Raw genomic sequence first — 16293 nt, 5'->3', positions numbered from 1 at the left:
ATGGCAACGCTTGAAATCCGAGACCTGCACGTCACCGTCGAGGCCGACAACGCCACGAAGGAGATCCTCAAGGGCGTCGACCTCACCGTGAAGCAGGGCGAGACGCACGCCATCATGGGCCCCAACGGCTCCGGCAAGTCGACCCTCGCCTACTCCCTCGCGGGTCACCCCAAGTACACGATCACCGAGGGCACCGTGCTGCTCGACGGCGAGGACGTCCTGGAGATGTCCGTCGACGAGCGTGCCCGCGCGGGCCTGTTCCTGGCGATGCAGTACCCGGTCGAGGTCCCCGGCGTCTCGGTCTCCAACTTCCTGCGCACCTCCGCCACCGCGATCCGCGGCGAGGCCCCCAAGCTGCGCACCTGGGTGAAGGAGGTCAAGGAGGCCATGGAGCGCCTCAACATGGACCCCGCCTTCGCCGAGCGCAACGTCAACGAGGGCTTCTCCGGCGGTGAGAAGAAGCGCCACGAGATCCTCCAGCTGGAGCTGCTCAAGCCGAAGGTCGCGATCCTCGACGAGACCGACTCCGGCCTCGACGTCGACGCGCTCCGCATCGTCTCCGAGGGCGTCAACCGCGTCCGCGAGACCGGCGAGGTCGGCACCCTGCTGATCACGCACTACACGCGCATCCTGCGCTACATCAAGCCCGACCACGTCCACGTGTTCGCCGGCGGCCGCATCGTCGAGTCCGGCGGCCCCGAGCTGGCGGACAAGCTGGAGAACGAGGGCTACGAGGCATACGTGAAGGGTGGCGCATCCGCGTGACACAGCTGCCGGGCCTCCTCGACGTCGAGGCGATCCGCAAGGACTTCCCCGTTCTGGACCGTGTCGTCCACGACGGCAAGAAGCTCGTGTACCTGGACAACGCGGCGACCTCGCAGAAGCCGCGCCAGGTGCTGGACGCCCTGAGCGAGTACTACGAGCGCTACAACGCCAACGTCCACCGCGGTGTGCATGTGCTCGCCGAGGAGGCCACGGCGCTGTACGAGGGCGCGCGTGACAAGGTCGCCGAGTTCATCAACGCGCCGAGCCGCGACGAGGTGATCTTCACCAAGAACGCCTCCGAGTCGCTGAACCTCGTGGCGAACATGCTGGGCTGGGCCGACGAGCCCTACCGGGTGGACCACGAGACCGAGATCGTCATCACGGAGATGGAGCACCACTCCAACATCGTGCCGTGGCAGCTGCTCGCGCAGCGCACGGGCGCGAAGCTGAAGTGGTTCGGCCTCACCGACGACGGCCGGCTCGACCTGTCCAACATCGACGAGATCATCACCGAGAAGACGAAGATCGTCTCCTTCGTGCTGGTGTCGAACATCCTGGGCACGGTCAACCCGGTCGAGGCCATCGTGCGCCGTGCCCAGGAGGTCGGCGCGCTGGTGTGCATCGACGCCTCCCAGGCCGCCCCGCACATGCCGCTGGACGTGCAGGCCCTGCAGGCCGACTTCGTGGCCTTCACCGGTCACAAGATGTGCGGCCCGACCGGCATCGGCGTCCTGTGGGGCCGCCAGGAGCTGCTCGAGGACCTGCCGCCGTTCCTCGGCGGCGGCGAGATGATCGAGACCGTCTCGATGCACTCCTCGACGTACGCTCCGGCGCCGCACAAGTTCGAGGCGGGCACGCCCCCGATCGCGCAGGCGGTCGGACTGGGCGCGGCGATCGACTATCTCAACTCGATCGGCATGGACAAGATCCTCGCCCACGAGCACGCGCTCACCGAGTACGCGGTGCGCCGCCTGGCAGAGGTCCCGGACCTGCGGATCATCGGCCCGACCACGGCCGAGGACCGGGGCGCCGCGATCTCCTTCACGCTGGGCGACATCCACCCGCACGACGTGGGCCAGGTTCTGGACGAGCAGGGCATAGCGGTCCGCGTCGGCCACCACTGCGCTCGGCCCGTCTGCCTGCGCTACGGAATTCCTGCGACCACGCGAGCGTCGTTCTATCTGTACTCCACGCCGGCCGAGATCGACGCACTGGTCGACGGCCTGGAGCACGTACGGAACTTCTTCGGCTGAGGGGCGTGCTGAAACGGTGAAGCTGGATTCGATGTACCAGGAAGTCATCCTGGACCACTACAAGAACCCGCACGGGCGTGGTCTGAGGGATGGCGACGCCGAGGTGCACCACGTGAACCCGACGTGCGGCGACGAGATCACCCTCCGAGTGAAGTACGACGGCACGAGGATCGAGGACGTCAGCTACGAGGGCCAGGGCTGCTCCATCAGCCAGGCCAGCGCCTCCGTCCTCAACGATCTGCTGGTCGGCAAGGAGCTGGCCGACGCGCAGAAGATCCAGGAGACCTTCCTGGAGCTGATGCAGTCCAAGGGCAGGATCGAGCCGGACGACGCGATGGAGGACGTCCTGGAGGACGCGGTCGCGTTCGCCGGTGTCTCCAAGTACCCCGCACGGGTCAAGTGCGCCCTCCTGAGCTGGATGGCGTGGAAGGACGCGACGGCCCAGGCGCTGGGTGGCGCCGAAGCCGAAAGGAAGACCGCATGAGCGACACCGTCCAGATGAAGCCGGCCTCGGAAGAGGAACTCCGCGAGGCGCTGTACGACGTCGTCGACCCCGAGCTGGGCATCGACGTCGTCAACCTCGGTCTGATCTACGGCATCCACATCGACGACGCGAACATCGCGACGATCGACATGACCCTGACGTCGGCGGCCTGCCCGCTGACCGACGTCATCGAGGACCAGGCCAAGTCCGCCACGGACGGCCTGGTCAGCGAACTGCGCATCAACTGGGTCTGGATGCCGCCGTGGGGCCCCGACAAGATCACGGACGACGGCCGCGAGCAGCTGCGGGCGCTGGGGTTCAACGTCTGACATCACCGTGTGCGTGAAGCGGCGGCACCCGCATCGGGTGCCGCCGCTTCTTCGTGTGTCCGTGATCGGTGTTCCGGTACGGGTCCGGTTCCTTGTGTACGCACGTACGCATCCATGTGTACGCTCGTACGCATGGGATACCTGTTGCTCGCCGGCGCCATAGCCGCCGAGGTCGCCGCGACGACGGCGATGAAGTACACCGCGGGTTTCACCCGGCTCTGGCCCTCGCTGGCGACGGCCCTCGGCTACGTCGTCTCCTTCGCGCTGCTCGCCCAGACCCTCAAGACCGTGCAGATCGGCACCGCGTACGCGATCTGGTCCGGGGTGGGCACCGCGACCATCGCCGTGCTCGGACTGCTGCTGTTCGGGGAGGGGCTGAGCGTCACCAAGGTCGCCGGGATCCTGCTGATCATCGGGGGCGTCGTGGTGCTGAACCTGGGCGGGGCGAGTCACTGATGCCCCGCCGCTACGACCCCGAGCGGCGGCAGCGGATCATCGACGCCGCGATCCGCGTGGTCGGCCGGGACGGCATCGCCGGGCTGAGCCACCGCTCCGTCGCCGCCGAGGCGGACGTACCGCTCGGCTCCACCACGTACCACTTCGCCACTCTCGAAGAGCTGATGGTGGCCGCGCTGCGGCAGGCGAACGAGGGCTTCGGGCGGATGCTCGCCGAGCGGTTGCCGCAGGGCGGCCGGGGAGACCTGGCGGCGGAGCTGGCCGGCGCGCTCGGCGCGTGGCTCGGCGGTGACCGCACGGGTGTGGAGCTGGAGTACGAGCTGTATCTGGCCGCGCTGCGCCGGCCCGCGCTGCGGCCGGTCGCCGCCGAGTGGACCGAGGACGCCGCGGCGCTGCTGGCCCGGCGCACGGACCCGGTCACGGCCCGGGCGCTGCTCGCGCTCATGGACGGCATCTGTCTGCAGGTGCTGCTGACGGGCGGTTCGTACGACGAGGAGTACGCGCGCACCGCGCTCGCCCGTCTGATCCCCTGAAGCCGCGCCCGGCACGTGAGACGCCCCGGTGCTGGTTCGCCTCCACGACCCCGCTCACGTTAGGTTTTGGTACATGACCGACTCTGCTTCCCGTACCACCGGCGCCGTCGCCGCCGGCCTCGCCACCATCGCCTCCGACGGCACTGTCCTCGACACCTGGTTCCCGGCCCCCGAGCTGGTCGAGCAGCCGGGCCCGGCCGGCACCGAGCGGCTGAGCGCCGAGCGCGCGGCGGAGCTGCTGGGCGAGGGCGCGACCAAGGCGGTCGGCCCGGACGCCCGTCGGGGCGTCGAGGTGGTCGCGGTCCGCACGGTCATCGCCTCGCTGGACGAGAAGCCGATCGACGCGCACGACACCTACCTGCGGCTGCACCTGCTCTCGCACCGCCTGGTCAAGCCGCACGGCCAGAGCCTGGACGGCATCTTCGGTCATCTCGCCAACGTCGCCTGGACCTCGCTCGGCCCGGTCGCCGTGGACGACATCGAGAAGGTGCGGCTCAACGCCCGCGCCGAGGGCCTGCACCTGCAGGTCACCTCGATCGACAAGTTCCCGCGCATGACGGACTACGTCGCCCCCAAGGGCGTCCGCATCGCCGACGCCGACCGGGTCCGCCTGGGCGCGCACCTGGCCGAGGGCACCACGGTCATGCACGAGGGCTTCGTCAACTTCAACGCCGGCACGCTGGGCACCTCGATGGTCGAGGGCCGGATCTCCGCGGGCGTGGTGGTCGGCAACGGCTCGGACATCGGCGGCGGTGCCTCCACCATGGGCACCCTGTCAGGCGGCGGCAACGTGATCATCTCCATCGGTGAACGCTGCCTGATCGGCGCCGAGGCGGGCGTCGGCATCGCGCTCGGCGACGAGTGCGTGGTCGAGGCCGGCCTCTACGTCACCGCCGGCACCCGGGTCACCATGCCCGACGGCCAGATCGTCAAGGCCCGTGAGCTGAACGGCGCCTCCAACATCCTCTTCCGCCGCAACTCGGTCACCGGTGTGGTCGAGGCCCGCCCGAACAACGCGGTCTGGGGCGGCCTGAACGACATCCTGCACAGCCACAACTGACGCGCGCCGCACGCCCGGAAGCGCCCTTCACCGTCCGGTGAGGGGCGCTTGTGCCATGTGCCGATCTCTTCTGTGCCGACGCCCGCCGCGAACTCCCGCAGGACCGCGGCGTCGCCCTCCCGCAGGCCGACCCGTGGATCGACGTGGTGCAGCGGGGCCGGACCGGGGTGACGGTCCCTGACGTACAGCGTGTCCGCCGGGCTCTGCTCGTCGTCCACCCAGGCGAACGGCCGGCCCGCGGCGTGCGCCACGATCGCCTCCGTCTTCCAGTGGACGCCGTCCGGGCGCTCGGAGAACAGGCCCCGGCCGAAGCCGACGTACGGCAGATCGGCCGGCAGGCGACGACCGGTGCGATCCACACGCCGGCTCCGCCATCCATCCCGTCGCCCAGACCGGCTCGTGGCCAAGCCGGAGCAGTTGCCGGGCCGTGGGCCGGGTTCAGCCAGACCCGCAGTGGCCGTCGGTGGGCGAGGGGCACCCGGATCGTCGCGTGGCCCGCGGGTCGCCGTTCCGGCTTCGCCGCGTACGGGTTCAGGGGCCGTCGACGCCCAGGAACAGCAGGGGGCGGGTCACGGGGCCACCGTGCGGCAGGTGGCGACAGGGTCCCGTCGACCGGTCGCGCGAGCGCCGGTCAGGCTGCCGTCAACTCCTCGTACAGCGCCAGCAGCCCGTCGGCTGTCTCCCGGCCGGCGGCCATGAGCGGTGCGCGGACCGGGCCCGCGGGCAGGCCGAGGCGGGCCAGGAGGGCCTTGGCGGTGACCGTGCCGGGCAGGCCCGCGGCCATCATCGCCTCGATCAACGGCGTGACGCGCAGCTGGAGTTCGCGGGCCCGGGCCGTGTCGCCCGCGTCGAAGGCGTCGAGGATCGCGGCGAAGTGGCCCGGGACGGCGTTGCCGACCGTGCTCACACAGCCCGCCGCGCCGATCGCGTACAGCGCCAGCACATGTTCGTCACAGCCCGTGTAGTACGCCAACTCCGTGCGCCCAAGCACCTTCTGGGTGCCGAGGAAGTCGTAGGAGCAGTCCTTGACCGCCACGATCCGCGGATGCTCCGCGAGCCGGATCATCGTGTCCGGCTCGATCCGGGTGCCGGTGCGGCCCGGGATGTCGTAGAGCATCACGGGCACGCCGCTCGCGTCGGCGACCTGGCGGAAGTGCGCCTCGACCGCCTCCTGCGGGGGCCGGCTGTAGTACGGCGTCACCACCAGCACCCCGTCCGCACCCGCCTTTTGCGCCGCGAGCGCCAGCTCGACGGTGTGCCGGGTGTCGGCGCTGCCCACGCCCGCGACCAGGGTCGCCTCGTCGCCGACCGCCTCCCGCACGGCCGCGACCAGCTCCGTCTTCTCCCTGTCCGTGGTGGTCGGCGACTCGCCCGTGGTGCCGTTCAGCACCAGGCCGTCGCAGCCCTCGGCCACCAGCCGCGCGGCCAGGGCCCGGGCCCCGTCCAGGTCGAGGGTGCCCGCCTCGGTGAACGGCGTGATCATCGCGCAGAGGGTGCGGCCGAAGGGCCGGGCGGGGTCGCGTGTGCTCGTCATGGGAGTAGTCTCGGTAGCGCGACGGTGAAGCTCTACTTAATTCTTCTACGAGGTATTACTAAGTGATACTGATGGATTGGGTCGGCGGCCGGAGGCCCTGTGTCCAACTCGGCCCCTCATGGGTCACTATGGCCGGAGGGTCACCGACGTCACTCATGGGAGGCACCATGAAGCTCGGCAAGGCACTGGCCACCGGAGTCGCCGAGGAGCGGCCGCGCGTCCGGGAAGAGGAGATCCCGCTCCCCGAGGACGCCGTCACGGTCGAACCGGCCGAGCCGGCCCGCGAAGAGGTCCCGGCCGCCCGATGAGACTGCGGCTCCCGGCGGAACGCCCGACGGAGCCGCCGACCGGATACAAGATCGCCCACCCGGTGCTGTCCCAGGACGGCACCCGGGCCGGGTTCACGGGTGTGTCGCTCGGTGGCGCGCTGCCGTACGGCGTGCTCGACGACGCCTCCTGCCTCTACGGCCGACGGCACCGCCCGCCCGCGCGGCTGTGCGACTGCGGCTTCCACTGCGTCCACGACCGCGCCGCCGCCGAGGCGATGCTGTGCACGGCCGAGCACCGTACGGCACTCCTGCTGGAGGTCGCCGTGCTCGGCGCCTACATCCGCTTCGAGCGCGGATTCCGTTATGCCCGCCAGCGGGTGCGCACCGCCACCGCCGGCCCGTGCTCCTGCGGGGCCACCGCCCTCGCGCTGGCCGACGCCGGCTGGGGCCGCCCCGGCTGGCGCGCCCTCGCCCCTGTCTGTGCCGGCTGTGTGCGCGGCCGTACGTCCGTCCCGCTCGCCGGGTTCGCCCGGCTGGCCGGGGAGGGGCTCAAGGTGGTGGCGCGGGGTGGCGGCACGGGACTTGCGTCCCCCGAGCCGGTGTCCGGGGCCGAGCCGGGCGTGCCCGAACTCGTCGCCGAGGCGGCGCTGTTGCAGGCGCGCCTCGACTGGTTCCAGAGCCAGCTCGCCCGCCTCGGCGAACGCGGCACCGGGGGAGTGGGCCAGGGCTGAGTGCCGGGTGCCTCGGGATCGCAGGCGTGCGCAGGAGCGCGCACTCCTTCACCGAAAGTCCGACCCTCCTGGACAAAAAAAATTTTCGGTGCAAGGGTGGATGCATGCTGGACGTGACCGTGATCGAGGATCCCGAAGCAGCGGCCGTTTCGCTGGACCCCGTACGGGCCCGGCTGCTCGCCGAGCTGGCCGCCGAGCCCGCCTCGGCGGCGATGCTGGCCGGCAAGGTCGGACTGCCCCGGCAGAAGGTGAACTACCACCTCAAGGCGCTGGAGCGGCACGGCCTGGTCGAGCTGGCCGGAGAGCGGCGCAAGGGCAATGTCACCGAGCGGCTAATGCGCGCGACCGCCGCGTCGTACGTCATCTCGCCCGCTGCCCTGCCCGCCGTGCAGCCGGACCCGGAGCGCTTTCGCGATCAGCTCTCCGCGCGCTGGCTGCTCGCGCTCGGCGCCCGCCTGGTGCGGGACGTCGGCGTGCTGATCACCGGCGCCGCCAAGGCCAGGAAGCGGCTGGCGACCTATGCCCTGGACGGCCAGGTCCGCTTCGCCTCCGCGGCCGATCGCGCGGCCTTCGTGCAGGAGCTGACGGCGGGCGTGAGCGCGCTGATCCGCAAGTACGACGCCCCCGGCACCGAGGGCGGCCGGGACCACCGGATCGTCGTCGCCCTCCATCCCACGGTCAAGGAGCCCGTGGCCAAGGAGTCCGTGGCCAAGGAGCCCGTGGCCACGGACGTCACGGTCGAGGACCCCGCGGTCGAGGACCAGCCCACCCCCGCACTGGATCAGTAAGCAGGAGCCCCGCCATGCCCGAGGAATTCGAGATCGTCCGCGAGTTCGAGGTCGACGTCCCGCCCGAGAAGGTCTGGGAAGCCGTCACCACCGGCACCGGTGGCTATCTGTGGCCCATGGACCCGCCGGAGCCCCGGGAGGGCGGCCAGGGACCCTTCGGGTCGACGGTCACCGCCTGGGACCCGCCCCACCGCTACACCAGCCGCAGTGAGAACGTGGGCATGCCCACCCAGTCGCTCAACCAGCTCGACTACACCATCGAGCCCCGCGACGAGGGCCGCCACGCCTGGGTGCGCTACGTCCACAGCGGCATCTTCACCGACGACTGGAACAACCAGTACGACGGCGCGAGCAAGCACACCAACTTCTATCTGCACACCCTGTGCGAGTACCTCACGCACTTCGCGCCCCGCCCGGTCGCCTTCGCCCAGCTGAACGGGCCCGCGGCCTCGGCGACCCAGGAGGCGCTCGCCGCCGTCGCCCACGCCCTCGGCCTCGCGGACGACGCCGCCGCCGGCACGAAGGCCGCCGTCCAGGGGCCCGGCGGGCGGACCCTGGACGCCGTACTCGACTACCGCAACCCGTACTTCATCGGGCTGCGCACCGACAACGCCCTCATCCGCTTCTTCGGGCGGGGCCACTGGGGCGCCCCGCTCGGCATCAGCATCCACGACTTCGCGCCGGACGCCGACGCCGAGGCGAACCAGAGCGCGTGGCGCGCCTGGCTGAACGGGGTGTTCAGCCAGGCGTGACCTCCCCTGATCAGGGATGGAAGCGCAGCACCTGCGGGTCGTGGTCGCTGATCTGGTCGTTGAACTCCGAGTTGATGTGCACGCTGTCGTACTCGAAGTCGCCGCCGCGGCGGATCGCCGGGCTGATCAGGATCTGGTCCAGGACCTGCTCGTTGCCCTGGTAGTCGTAGGTGTAACGCTCGCTCCTGGGCAGGGACTTGATCGCCGACCACAGCTCGCCGTCGCCCTCGAGGATCTTGGCGGTGCCGGAGAACTCGAAGTCGTTCATGTCACCGAGGGCGATGACGTTCGCGTTCTTCTGGACCTTCAGGATGTCCTTGACGAACGCGTTCACCTCGGTCGCCTGCGCGTGGCGCTGGATCTCCGAGCTGCGCGTCACCGGCTGGTACTGCGAGGTCAGCGCCTGGTCGCCGCCCTTGGAGACCAGGTGGTTGGCGATCACGAAGACCGTCTTGCCGTGGAAGACGAACTCGCCGGCCAGCGGCTTGCGGCTGTCCTTCCAGGCCGCGTTCGTCGGGTCGATCCGGCCCGGGGAGGCCGTCAGCTCGGCCTTGCCGTGCACCTTCGTGACGCCGACCGCCGTGGTGGAGTCGCCGCCCGCGCGGTCCACGAAGGACACCCGCTCGGGGTTGAACAGGAACACCTGGCGGATGTTGCCGCCCGGCTCGCCGCCGTCCTGGTCGTTGACCGGGTTGATCGAGCGCCAGTCGTACTTGGGGCCGCCCGCCGCGACGATCGCGTCGATCAGCTTGTTCACCGTCACGCTCGCGTCGACCGTGCCGTCGTCCGTGGCGCCGTTGTTGTCCTGGATCTCCTCCAGGGACACGATGTCCGGCGACTGCAGGTTGTTCACGATCGCGGAGGCGTGCTTGTCGAACGTGTTGTCCGACGGGTCGAGGTTCTCGACGTTGTACGTCGCCACCGCCAGCTCGCGGCCCGACTGCTTGCGCGTGGTCTCGCGCTGCAGCCCGCCGCTCCTGAGCGTGCCGAGCTTGCTCGCGACGAGGGTGTAGCCGCCGAACTGGTTGAAGTCCAGCGGGCCGGTGGTGGTGCCCTCGAGCGTGTCGCCGACGTTCGCCTTGGGGAAGTCGGCGGTCGAGCCCAGCGACTGTATCTGGAGCCGGCCGGTGTTCTGCGAGTCGTAGGAGCCGTAGACCGTGCCGCCGCGGCGGCTGCGGTGCTCGTGCGGCTTCACCGTCACCCACAGCTCACTGTAGTGGTCGGTGCCGGTGACCACGCGGGCGTTCTCGACCTGGACGTTCATGCCCTCCAGGGACTCGTAGTAGTCCAGGGCGTACTTCGACGGCTGCAGGGTCAGACCGTTGACGGAGCCGTTCGCGGCCGTGTCGCCGGCCGGGGTGTACGCGCCCTGGACCGACTTCGCGTCGATCACGACCGGCGCCGGCACCGCGTTGCCGGTGGAGACGGTGGTGATCGTCGGCTTGGTGATCTCCGTCAGGGACTGGTTGCCGGACGAGGTGCCGCCCGGGACGTACTCGGAGACCGTGCCGGTCACCGTCACCGAGTCGCCGACCGCGACCTTCGGCGTGGAGCTGGTGAAGACGAACACGCCCTCGCTGGTGCGCGGGTCGTTGTCCGGATTCGGATCCTGCAGCCAGAAGCCTCTGGAGGAGCCGTAGGTGCGCGTGGCCGTGACGATGCCGGGTACGTCCGTCACCTTCTGGCCCGCGAAGGGCGAGATCCGGGTCGTGCCCTGGATGTCGTGGATGCGCACCGAGTCGGCGTGCGCGGGAGCGGGGAGGGCAACGATCTGGACGGCTGCCGCGGCGGAACAGACGGCGGCGACGGTGAGCGCGGCGAGGCGCGCGGAAGACCTGCTCGGCAAGGGATCCCTCCGGGGACATGACGAAGTGCCGGGACGAGGTGGGACTCGAGGGCGGAACGGGAGCGTGTGGGGCTCGTCGCCCTCCGTGACGTGCGTAGAGCCGAGTGAACACTTGTCCCCCCAGCTTCTACGCGCGTCAATCTCCAGGCTGGGCCCGGGAGTTGTCAAGGTTTCGGCCATGTACGACGGCCGACGCAGAGATGAACCGGGCGGCATGGGTGGAAATCCGTCTAGGCTGAGCGATCGAGCCCGTTCACGGTCCGAGGAGAACCAGCCGATGTCAGACAGCTCCCCCCTGCCGCCCGTGCGGCTGCACCCCGAAGCGGAGCTGGCGCGCGCCGCGCTGTCCACGCCGTTGCTCTCCCGCGCCGCCCGACTCGCCCGCTGGGCCGGACCCGACACTCGTGTGGACGCCGGCGGCGGCCTGGTCGAGGAGCAGCTTCCGGCCGCCGCCGAACTGCTGGGGCTGACCGGGGACGACGCCGCCGCGTACGCCGGCGAGGCCTGGCGGGTCGCGGTGGATGCCGGACTGGTCGAGATCACGGACGAGGAGGACGGCACGGTCCGGGCCGGGGAGGAGCTGAAGCTGCTCACCGGCGGTTCCCCGCACGAGGTGCTCACCGTGTGGCTCACCGCCCTGGAGACCGTCCTCGCCGACGCCGCCGTACCCGATCTGGACGATCTGGTCGACGCGCTGGACACGGGCGGCGAGGTCGATTTCTCGTCACTCGACTGGGACCCGGAGGTCGAGGCGGACTTCCTCGACGGCGTCCTCGGCAACCTCTATCTGCTGACCGTGAGCGAGGACGGCCCGGGCGACGGCCCCGTCCCGCTGCCGGCCCTCGCCGCCTCGATGATCGTCCCCGACGACATGGGCGAGCCCACCAACGACGTCCTGGAGCAGGTCTCCGACGCGATGATGCGGCTGGACGACCAGTTCCGGGCGCTGGAGCCGATCGGGATCGTGGAGTACCAGCCGGTGGACGAGGCGCTCATGGCCGACGCCGACGAGGAGGGCGCCGCGCCGGTCGACGACACGGACGTCTCCCGCTACGGCATGGTCCGGCTGACCCCGCTCGGCGCGTACGGGCTGCGGGCGCGGCTGATGGAGGCCGGGTTCGCGGCGCCGGCCGTGGGTGAACTCGCCGACAAGGGTGCGGACGTCCTGCTCGACGGCACGGCCGGATTCGGGCCGTCCGCCGCGCAGGGCGAGACCGAGCAGTGGCTGGCGCGGCGGGAACCGCTGGGTGCGGCACGGGAGTTGCTCGCCGCGGCGCGCGGCGGCGACGAGGGGGCGCCGCTGCGGCGGCTGCGCTGTCAGCAGGCCCTGTCGCTGATCGGCGTTGAGGCCGAACCGGCGCTGCGGGAGGTGCTCGACGATCCGGAGCTGGGGGGCCTCGCCCGGGTGTGGCTGACCGAGCAGGGCGCCGACGGGGTGCCGGCACCGTCCCAGGAGATGGTGTTCTGGCTGACCGTCGACACGCTCGCCGCGCAGCTCGCGGCCGAAGGCAACTCCGAGGAACTGCAGGCCCTGGTCGAGGGGTTGGCCGCGCAGCACAGCGGGTTCTTCGCCACGGCCTGGCGGGTGGAGCACCCGGCCACCGCCGATGTGCTGGAGGCGATGGGACGGTTGCATCCGGACAAGAAGGTGGCCAAGGAGGCCAGGAAGGCAGCCTTCAAGGCGCGGTCCCAGCAGGGGGGCTGAGGCGGCTCCCGGGCGCGGCGGGAGGGGAGTCCTTTGGGTTTGCCATGGGATGGCGCATACGGATTCTTGAACAAGGGCTGTTGAAGTCGCCGGACGTTCAAGCGCCGTTCAGAAGCGGGCGGGAGCGTGTGCGCCGAACCGAGGTCCGCCACCCTCCACGGCACTCCCACCGTCTCAGGAGACACCATGTCGCTCACCCGCAGGGACTTCGCCAGGAACTCCGCGATCACCGGTGCCGGGGTCGCCCTGGCGGGCAGCGTCGGGGCGCTCGCCACCGCCCCGAACGCTCTCGCGGCCACGGAGCCCGGGGACGGCGAGGCCGAGTCGGCCCACGGCCACCACGGCGTCGGCTACGGCCCGCTCGTCCCCGACCCGGACGGCATCCTCGCCCTGCCCGCGGGCTTCTCCTACGAGATCGTCACCTACAGCGGCCGGACCACGCTGGAGTCCGGCGAGTTCACCCCGTCCCACCACGACGGCACAGCCGCCTTCGACGGCCCCCGCGGTGCCACCCTGCTCGTCAACAACCACGAGCTGGCGGGCCCGCGCGCCAAGTGGCAGTACCCGGTGCCGCTCGCCGAGGGCCTGGTCTACGACCCCGCCGCCTCCGGTGGCTGCACGGTGGTCGAGGTGCGCCGTGACCACGTCGCCGAGTGGGTCGGCATCGCCGGCACCGCCACCAACTGCGCGGGCGGCAGCACCCCCTGGGACACCTGGCTGACCTGTGAGGAGACCGAGGACAAGGCCGGCCAGAACGGCATGACCAAGGACCACGGCTACGTCTTCGAGGTCGACCCCGCCGACCGCCGTGCCAACCGGGACCCGGAGCCGATCAAGGCGCTCGGCCGGTACGCCCACGAGGCCGTCGTGGTCGACCCCAAGCGCGGTCACCTGTACCTCACCGAGGACGCGGCCGGCCCCAACGGCCTGTTCTACCGCTGGACCCCGCCGGAGGGCTTCCGGCACGGCCGCGGCAGACTGCGCACCCTCGCCGACGACGCGGGCGTGCTCCAGGCCTTCAGGTGCTTCGACTCCGGCGGCAGGTTCGTGGACGACCTCTCCCGCGCCACGAGGATCGGCACGGTCTACGGCGTCGACTGGGTGGAGGTCCCCGACCGCGACGCCAGGAAGGTCTCCACCCGCAAGCAGTTCACCGACGGCCAGATCACCCGCGCCCGCAAGCTGGAGGGGATGTGGTGGGGCGACGGCGGTGCCTACATCGTCTCCTCCTACGCCCGTGCGGAGAGCCCGCTCCAGCACGACGGCCAGGTCTGGTTCTACCACCCGGGCCGCCGCACCCTCACCCTGAAGGTCCTGCTCGGCGTCAACCCCGACCCCGCCAGGGACGGCGCCTTCGACGGCCCGGACAACATCACCGTCTCCCCGTACGGCGGCCTGGTCGTCGCGGAGGACGGCGAGGGCGTCCAGCACCTGTTCGGCGCGACCGACAGCGGCCGGACGTACCCGATCGCCCGCAACGAGCTGAACATCGGCACCGAAGCGGCGCCGGAGTACAGCGAGTTCACCGGCGTCACCTTCTCGCCCGACGGCCGGACCCTGTACGCCAACATCCAGACCCCGGGCATCATGCTGGCCGTCACCGGGCCGTGGAAGCGGCAGAAGCGGTGATTAATTCGTTCGCCACACCCGCGTCCTGCCCCTAGAGTGATCAACGTCCAGGTGCGACAGGCAGGACCTACTTCCACTCTTAATGGGGAGGCCGCGGGTTCGAGTCCCGCCACCGGCTCCAACAGGCCGGTGTAGCTCAGGGGTCAGAGCACCAAACGTCGGTTCCGCCGGCCTCGATCTCTGGACACCCAAAACTTCACGCACCTCCCGGTGCGCGGGCAGCGGTTACTTCGTTGTGATCGAAATCAGAACCGCCGCCGACCTGATCTCGGGAGGCGCGGCACATGGAGGGTGGCCGGTGTGCAGGCAGCGGTTACTTCATTGGATCGGACGGTTGCGGGTTCGAGTCCCGTCATCGACTTCGGGTCGGTGTAGCTCAAGCGGTAGAGCATCTGGGTAAAGTCCGCCGCCGACTTCTGACCTCGGCCACCCTCCATGGCCGCGCCTTCCTCGAAACAGTCACGAATTCGGGGGAGTTCACGATGGCGCGATTCAACACGCCTGCCGCCAAGGCGCAGCCGAAGTCGGCGGTGACGTCGACCGGCCGGGTCCTGCGGACCTACGAGGGCGGCCGGGGCCAGGAGCGGGACCCGCGCTCGGAGCTGTTCCTGCTGGCGGTCTCCCACTTCCTCGGGGACACCTTCTACGAGAAGGCCGAGGACCGCGACGACCGCTTCACGCGCCTCGTGCGCGACCTCGCCGTCAGCGACCCGGACTGGACGGCCGGCCTGCTGGGCTGGCTGCGCGGTGAGGGCGCCATGCGGACGGCGTCGATCGTGGGCGCCGCCGAGTACGTGCACGCCCGGCTGACGGCCGGTGCGACCGCCGGCCCGTCGAACCGGCAGGTCGTGGCCTGTGTGCTCCAGCGCCCGGACGAGCCCGGTGAGCTGCTGGCCTACTGGACGGCGACGTACGGCCGCGCGATCCCCAAGCCCGTGAAGCGCGGGGTCGCCGACGCCGTGCGACGGCTCTACCACGCCAAGTCGCTGCTGAAGTACGACACCGCCGCCAAGGGCTACCGCTTCGGCGACATCCTCAACCTGGTGCACGCGGCGCCGGACCCGGACAAGCCGTGGCAGGGCGAGCTGTTCCGGTACGCGCTCGACCGCCGGCACAACCCGGCCACGGCCGTGCCGCCCGCCGCGCCGGCGATGCTCACCGCGCACCGCGAGCTGATGGCGCTGCCGGTCCGGGACCGGCGGGCGGTCGTCACCTCGCCCGGCGGCGCGGAGCGGCTGGCGGCGGCCGGGATCACCTGGGAGGCGCTGGCCGGCTGGCTCCAGGGCCCGATGGACAAGGCGGCCTGGGAGGCCGTGATCCCGTCCATGGGTGCGATGGCGCTGGTCCGCAACCTGCGCAACTTCGACGAGGCCGGAGTGTCCGACGAGGTCGCGGCCCAGGTGGCGGCGAAGATCAGTGACCCGTCGCAGGTCGCGCGCTCGCGGCAGTTCCCCTTTCGCTACCTCGCCGCCCACCGGCACGCGCCGTCGCTGCGCTGGTCCTACCCGCTGGAGCGAGCGCTCGGCCACTCGCTGGCCAACGTGCCGGCGCTGCCGGGCCGGACGCTGGTGCTGGTCGACCGGTCGGGCTCGATGTTCTGGGCGCAGGTCTCCGAGCGATCGCAGCTCACCCGGGCCGACGCGGCGGCGGTCTTCGGCACCGCGCTCGCGCTGCGGGCGGCGGACGCCGATCTGGTGGAGTTCGGTACGACGAGCCGTGCGGTGCGGTTCGGCAAGGGCGAGTCGGTGCTCAAGGTCCTGGACCGCTTCGGCAGCCTGGGCGGCACCGACACCACCGACGCGGTACGCCGGCACTACGAGAAGCACGATCGGGTGCTGATCATCACCGACGAGCAGTACGCCGCGAACCGGCACGGCGACCCGACCGCCCAGATCCCGGCCGACGTGCCGGTCTACACCTGGAACCTGGAGGGCTACCGGGCGGGCCACGGGCCGTCGGGCACCGGAAACCGGCACACCTTCGGGGGCCTTTCCGACGCGGCTTTCCGTATGGTGCCGCTGCTCGAGGCCGCCCGGGACGCGCGCTGGCCGTGGCAGGCCTGAGCGGCAACCGTCCGGACATGAGCGTGGCCCGCACTTCCACGACGGTGCGGGCCACACCCTTGCCCGCACCCTGATCTGATATCTAACATTTCAGTT

General features: G+C 70.8%; 16 protein-coding genes and 1 pseudogene. 14 read left to right on the top strand and 3 right to left on the bottom strand.

Translation table 11 applies throughout. The features are described 5' to 3' along the window. From sufC to dapD, 7 genes are all read left to right on the top strand, one after another. A complete protein-coding gene (gene sufC, locus GQF42_RS12430) occupies nucleotides 1–765 on the top strand; it encodes a Fe-S cluster assembly ATPase SufC (RefSeq protein WP_158919698.1) in 765 nt (254 codons plus the stop codon). Then, nucleotides 762–2018, top strand: a complete 1257-nt coding sequence (locus tag GQF42_RS12425; RefSeq protein ID WP_158919697.1) for a cysteine desulfurase — start codon at nucleotides 762–764, stop codon at nucleotides 2016–2018. The genes sufC and GQF42_RS12425 overlap by 4 nt, the downstream gene beginning before the upstream one ends. A gap of 16 nt (nucleotides 2019–2034) precedes the next feature. Continuing rightward, nucleotides 2035–2502 (top strand): Fe-S cluster assembly sulfur transfer protein SufU, encoded by a 468-nt coding sequence (gene sufU, locus GQF42_RS12420; RefSeq protein ID WP_158919696.1) that lies wholly within the window; start codon nucleotides 2035–2037, stop codon nucleotides 2500–2502. Further along, on the top strand, nucleotides 2499–2831 hold the full coding sequence (locus tag GQF42_RS12415; protein ID WP_158919695.1) for a metal-sulfur cluster assembly factor: 333 nt from the start codon (nucleotides 2499–2501) through the stop codon (nucleotides 2829–2831). The genes sufU and GQF42_RS12415 overlap by 4 nt, the downstream gene beginning before the upstream one ends. A 132-nt stretch (nucleotides 2832–2963) precedes the next feature. Next, a complete protein-coding gene (locus GQF42_RS12410; protein WP_158919694.1) occupies nucleotides 2964–3287 on the top strand; it encodes a DMT family transporter in 324 nt (107 codons plus the stop codon). Beyond that, nucleotides 3287–3820 carry a TetR/AcrR family transcriptional regulator gene (locus GQF42_RS12405; protein ID WP_158919693.1) on the top strand — a complete coding sequence of 178 codons (534 nt, stop codon included), beginning with the start codon at nucleotides 3287–3289 and terminating at the stop codon, nucleotides 3818–3820. The genes GQF42_RS12410 and GQF42_RS12405 overlap by 1 nt, the downstream gene beginning before the upstream one ends. Before the next feature lie 73 nt (nucleotides 3821–3893). Then, nucleotides 3894–4880, top strand: a complete 987-nt coding sequence (dapD, locus tag GQF42_RS12400) for a 2,3,4,5-tetrahydropyridine-2,6-dicarboxylate N-succinyltransferase (protein ID WP_158919692.1) — start codon at nucleotides 3894–3896, stop codon at nucleotides 4878–4880. Between the two features lie 74 nt (nucleotides 4881–4954). Here dapD and GQF42_RS45835 read toward each other — a convergent pair. Together GQF42_RS45835 and dapA are read right to left on the bottom strand one after the other, a co-directional pair. Continuing rightward, nucleotides 4955–5453 (bottom strand): annotated as a pseudogene (locus tag GQF42_RS45835) (hypothetical protein); the annotation flags it as partial. Nucleotides 5454–5511: 58 nt separating this feature from the next. Then, nucleotides 5512–6414 (bottom strand): 4-hydroxy-tetrahydrodipicolinate synthase, encoded by a 903-nt coding sequence (dapA, locus tag GQF42_RS12395; RefSeq protein ID WP_158919691.1) that lies wholly within the window; start codon nucleotides 6412–6414, stop codon nucleotides 5512–5514. Nucleotides 6415–6581: 167 nt separating this feature from the next. Between dapA and GQF42_RS44900 the strand changes: the two genes are divergently transcribed. The 4 genes from GQF42_RS44900 (at nucleotide 6582) to GQF42_RS12380 (ending at nucleotide 8954) form a co-directional block, all read left to right on the top strand. Beyond that, nucleotides 6582–6722, top strand: coding sequence for a hypothetical protein (locus GQF42_RS44900; protein ID WP_199272657.1), 141 nt, complete (start codon nucleotides 6582–6584; stop codon nucleotides 6720–6722). Beyond that, nucleotides 6719–7414 carry a hypothetical protein gene (locus GQF42_RS12390; protein ID WP_158919690.1) on the top strand — a complete coding sequence of 232 codons (696 nt, stop codon included), beginning with the start codon at nucleotides 6719–6721 and terminating at the stop codon, nucleotides 7412–7414. Before GQF42_RS44900 ends, GQF42_RS12390 begins: the two co-directional genes overlap by 4 nt. A 104-nt stretch (nucleotides 7415–7518) precedes the next feature. Further along, nucleotides 7519–8202, top strand: a complete 684-nt coding sequence (locus GQF42_RS12385; protein WP_233273332.1) for an ArsR/SmtB family transcription factor — start codon at nucleotides 7519–7521, stop codon at nucleotides 8200–8202. A gap of 14 nt (nucleotides 8203–8216) precedes the next feature. Continuing rightward, complete coding sequence (locus GQF42_RS12380; RefSeq protein WP_158919689.1) at nucleotides 8217–8954, top strand: SRPBCC family protein; 738 nt, start codon at nucleotides 8217–8219, stop codon at nucleotides 8952–8954. Between the two features lie 10 nt (nucleotides 8955–8964). On the opposite strand, the gene GQF42_RS12375 is transcribed toward GQF42_RS12380, so the two are convergent. Continuing rightward, the gene (locus GQF42_RS12375; RefSeq protein WP_158919688.1) at nucleotides 8965–10800 is read right to left on the bottom strand and encodes an endonuclease/exonuclease/phosphatase family protein; all 1836 of its coding nucleotides are present in this window, start codon (nucleotides 10798–10800) and stop codon (nucleotides 8965–8967) included. Nucleotides 10801–11077: 277 nt separating this feature from the next. Here GQF42_RS12375 and GQF42_RS12370 point away from each other — a divergent pair, with 277 nt between their 5' ends. From GQF42_RS12370 to GQF42_RS12360, 3 genes are all read left to right on the top strand, one after another. Next, nucleotides 11078–12505, top strand: coding sequence for a hypothetical protein (locus GQF42_RS12370; protein WP_158919687.1), 1428 nt, complete (start codon nucleotides 11078–11080; stop codon nucleotides 12503–12505). Nucleotides 12506–12691: 186 nt separating this feature from the next. Further along, entirely contained in the window at nucleotides 12692–14134 is a 1443-nt protein-coding gene (locus tag GQF42_RS12365; RefSeq protein WP_158919686.1) for an alkaline phosphatase PhoX, read from the top strand. Between the two features lie 482 nt (nucleotides 14135–14616). Beyond that, entirely contained in the window at nucleotides 14617–16197 is a 1581-nt protein-coding gene (locus GQF42_RS12360; protein WP_158919685.1) for a TROVE domain-containing protein, read from the top strand. Nucleotides 16198–16293: the final 96 nt, after the last annotated feature.

The sequence above is a fragment of the Streptomyces broussonetiae genome, assembly GCF_009796285.1.
Lineage (GTDB): Bacteria > Actinomycetota > Actinomycetes > Streptomycetales > Streptomycetaceae > Streptomyces > Streptomyces broussonetiae.
Note: the sequence above shows the minus strand (reverse complement) of the source record. Positions and strands in the feature narration are given on the sequence as shown.

Bases quoted from the DNA above. Each gene is read 5' to 3' on its own strand.
- sufC (WP_158919698.1), top strand. From the start codon at position 1: ATGGCAACGCTTGAAATCCGAGACCTGCACGTCACCGTCGAGGCCGAC.
- GQF42_RS12415 (WP_158919695.1), top strand. From the start codon at position 2,499: ATGAGCGACACCGTCCAGATGAAGCCGGCCTCGGAAGAGGAACTCCGC.
- GQF42_RS12410 (WP_158919694.1), top strand. From the start codon at position 2,964: ATGGGATACCTGTTGCTCGCCGGCGCCATAGCCGCCGAGGTCGCCGCG.
- GQF42_RS12405 (WP_158919693.1), top strand. From the start codon at position 3,287: ATGCCCCGCCGCTACGACCCCGAGCGGCGGCAGCGGATCATCGACGCC.
- dapD (WP_158919692.1), top strand. From the start codon at position 3,894: ATGACCGACTCTGCTTCCCGTACCACCGGCGCCGTCGCCGCCGGCCTC.
- dapA (WP_158919691.1), bottom strand. From the start codon at position 6,414: ATGACGAGCACACGCGACCCCGCCCGGCCCTTCGGCCGCACCCTCTGC.
- GQF42_RS44900 (WP_199272657.1), top strand. From the start codon at position 6,582: ATGAAGCTCGGCAAGGCACTGGCCACCGGAGTCGCCGAGGAGCGGCCG.
- GQF42_RS12390 (WP_158919690.1), top strand. From the start codon at position 6,719: ATGAGACTGCGGCTCCCGGCGGAACGCCCGACGGAGCCGCCGACCGGA.
- GQF42_RS12385 (WP_233273332.1), top strand. From the start codon at position 7,519: ATGCTGGACGTGACCGTGATCGAGGATCCCGAAGCAGCGGCCGTTTCG.
- GQF42_RS12380 (WP_158919689.1), top strand. From the start codon at position 8,217: ATGCCCGAGGAATTCGAGATCGTCCGCGAGTTCGAGGTCGACGTCCCG.
- GQF42_RS12370 (WP_158919687.1), top strand. From the start codon at position 11,078: ATGTCAGACAGCTCCCCCCTGCCGCCCGTGCGGCTGCACCCCGAAGCG.
- GQF42_RS12365 (WP_158919686.1), top strand. From the start codon at position 12,692: ATGTCGCTCACCCGCAGGGACTTCGCCAGGAACTCCGCGATCACCGGT.
- GQF42_RS12360 (WP_158919685.1), top strand. From the start codon at position 14,617: ATGGCGCGATTCAACACGCCTGCCGCCAAGGCGCAGCCGAAGTCGGCG.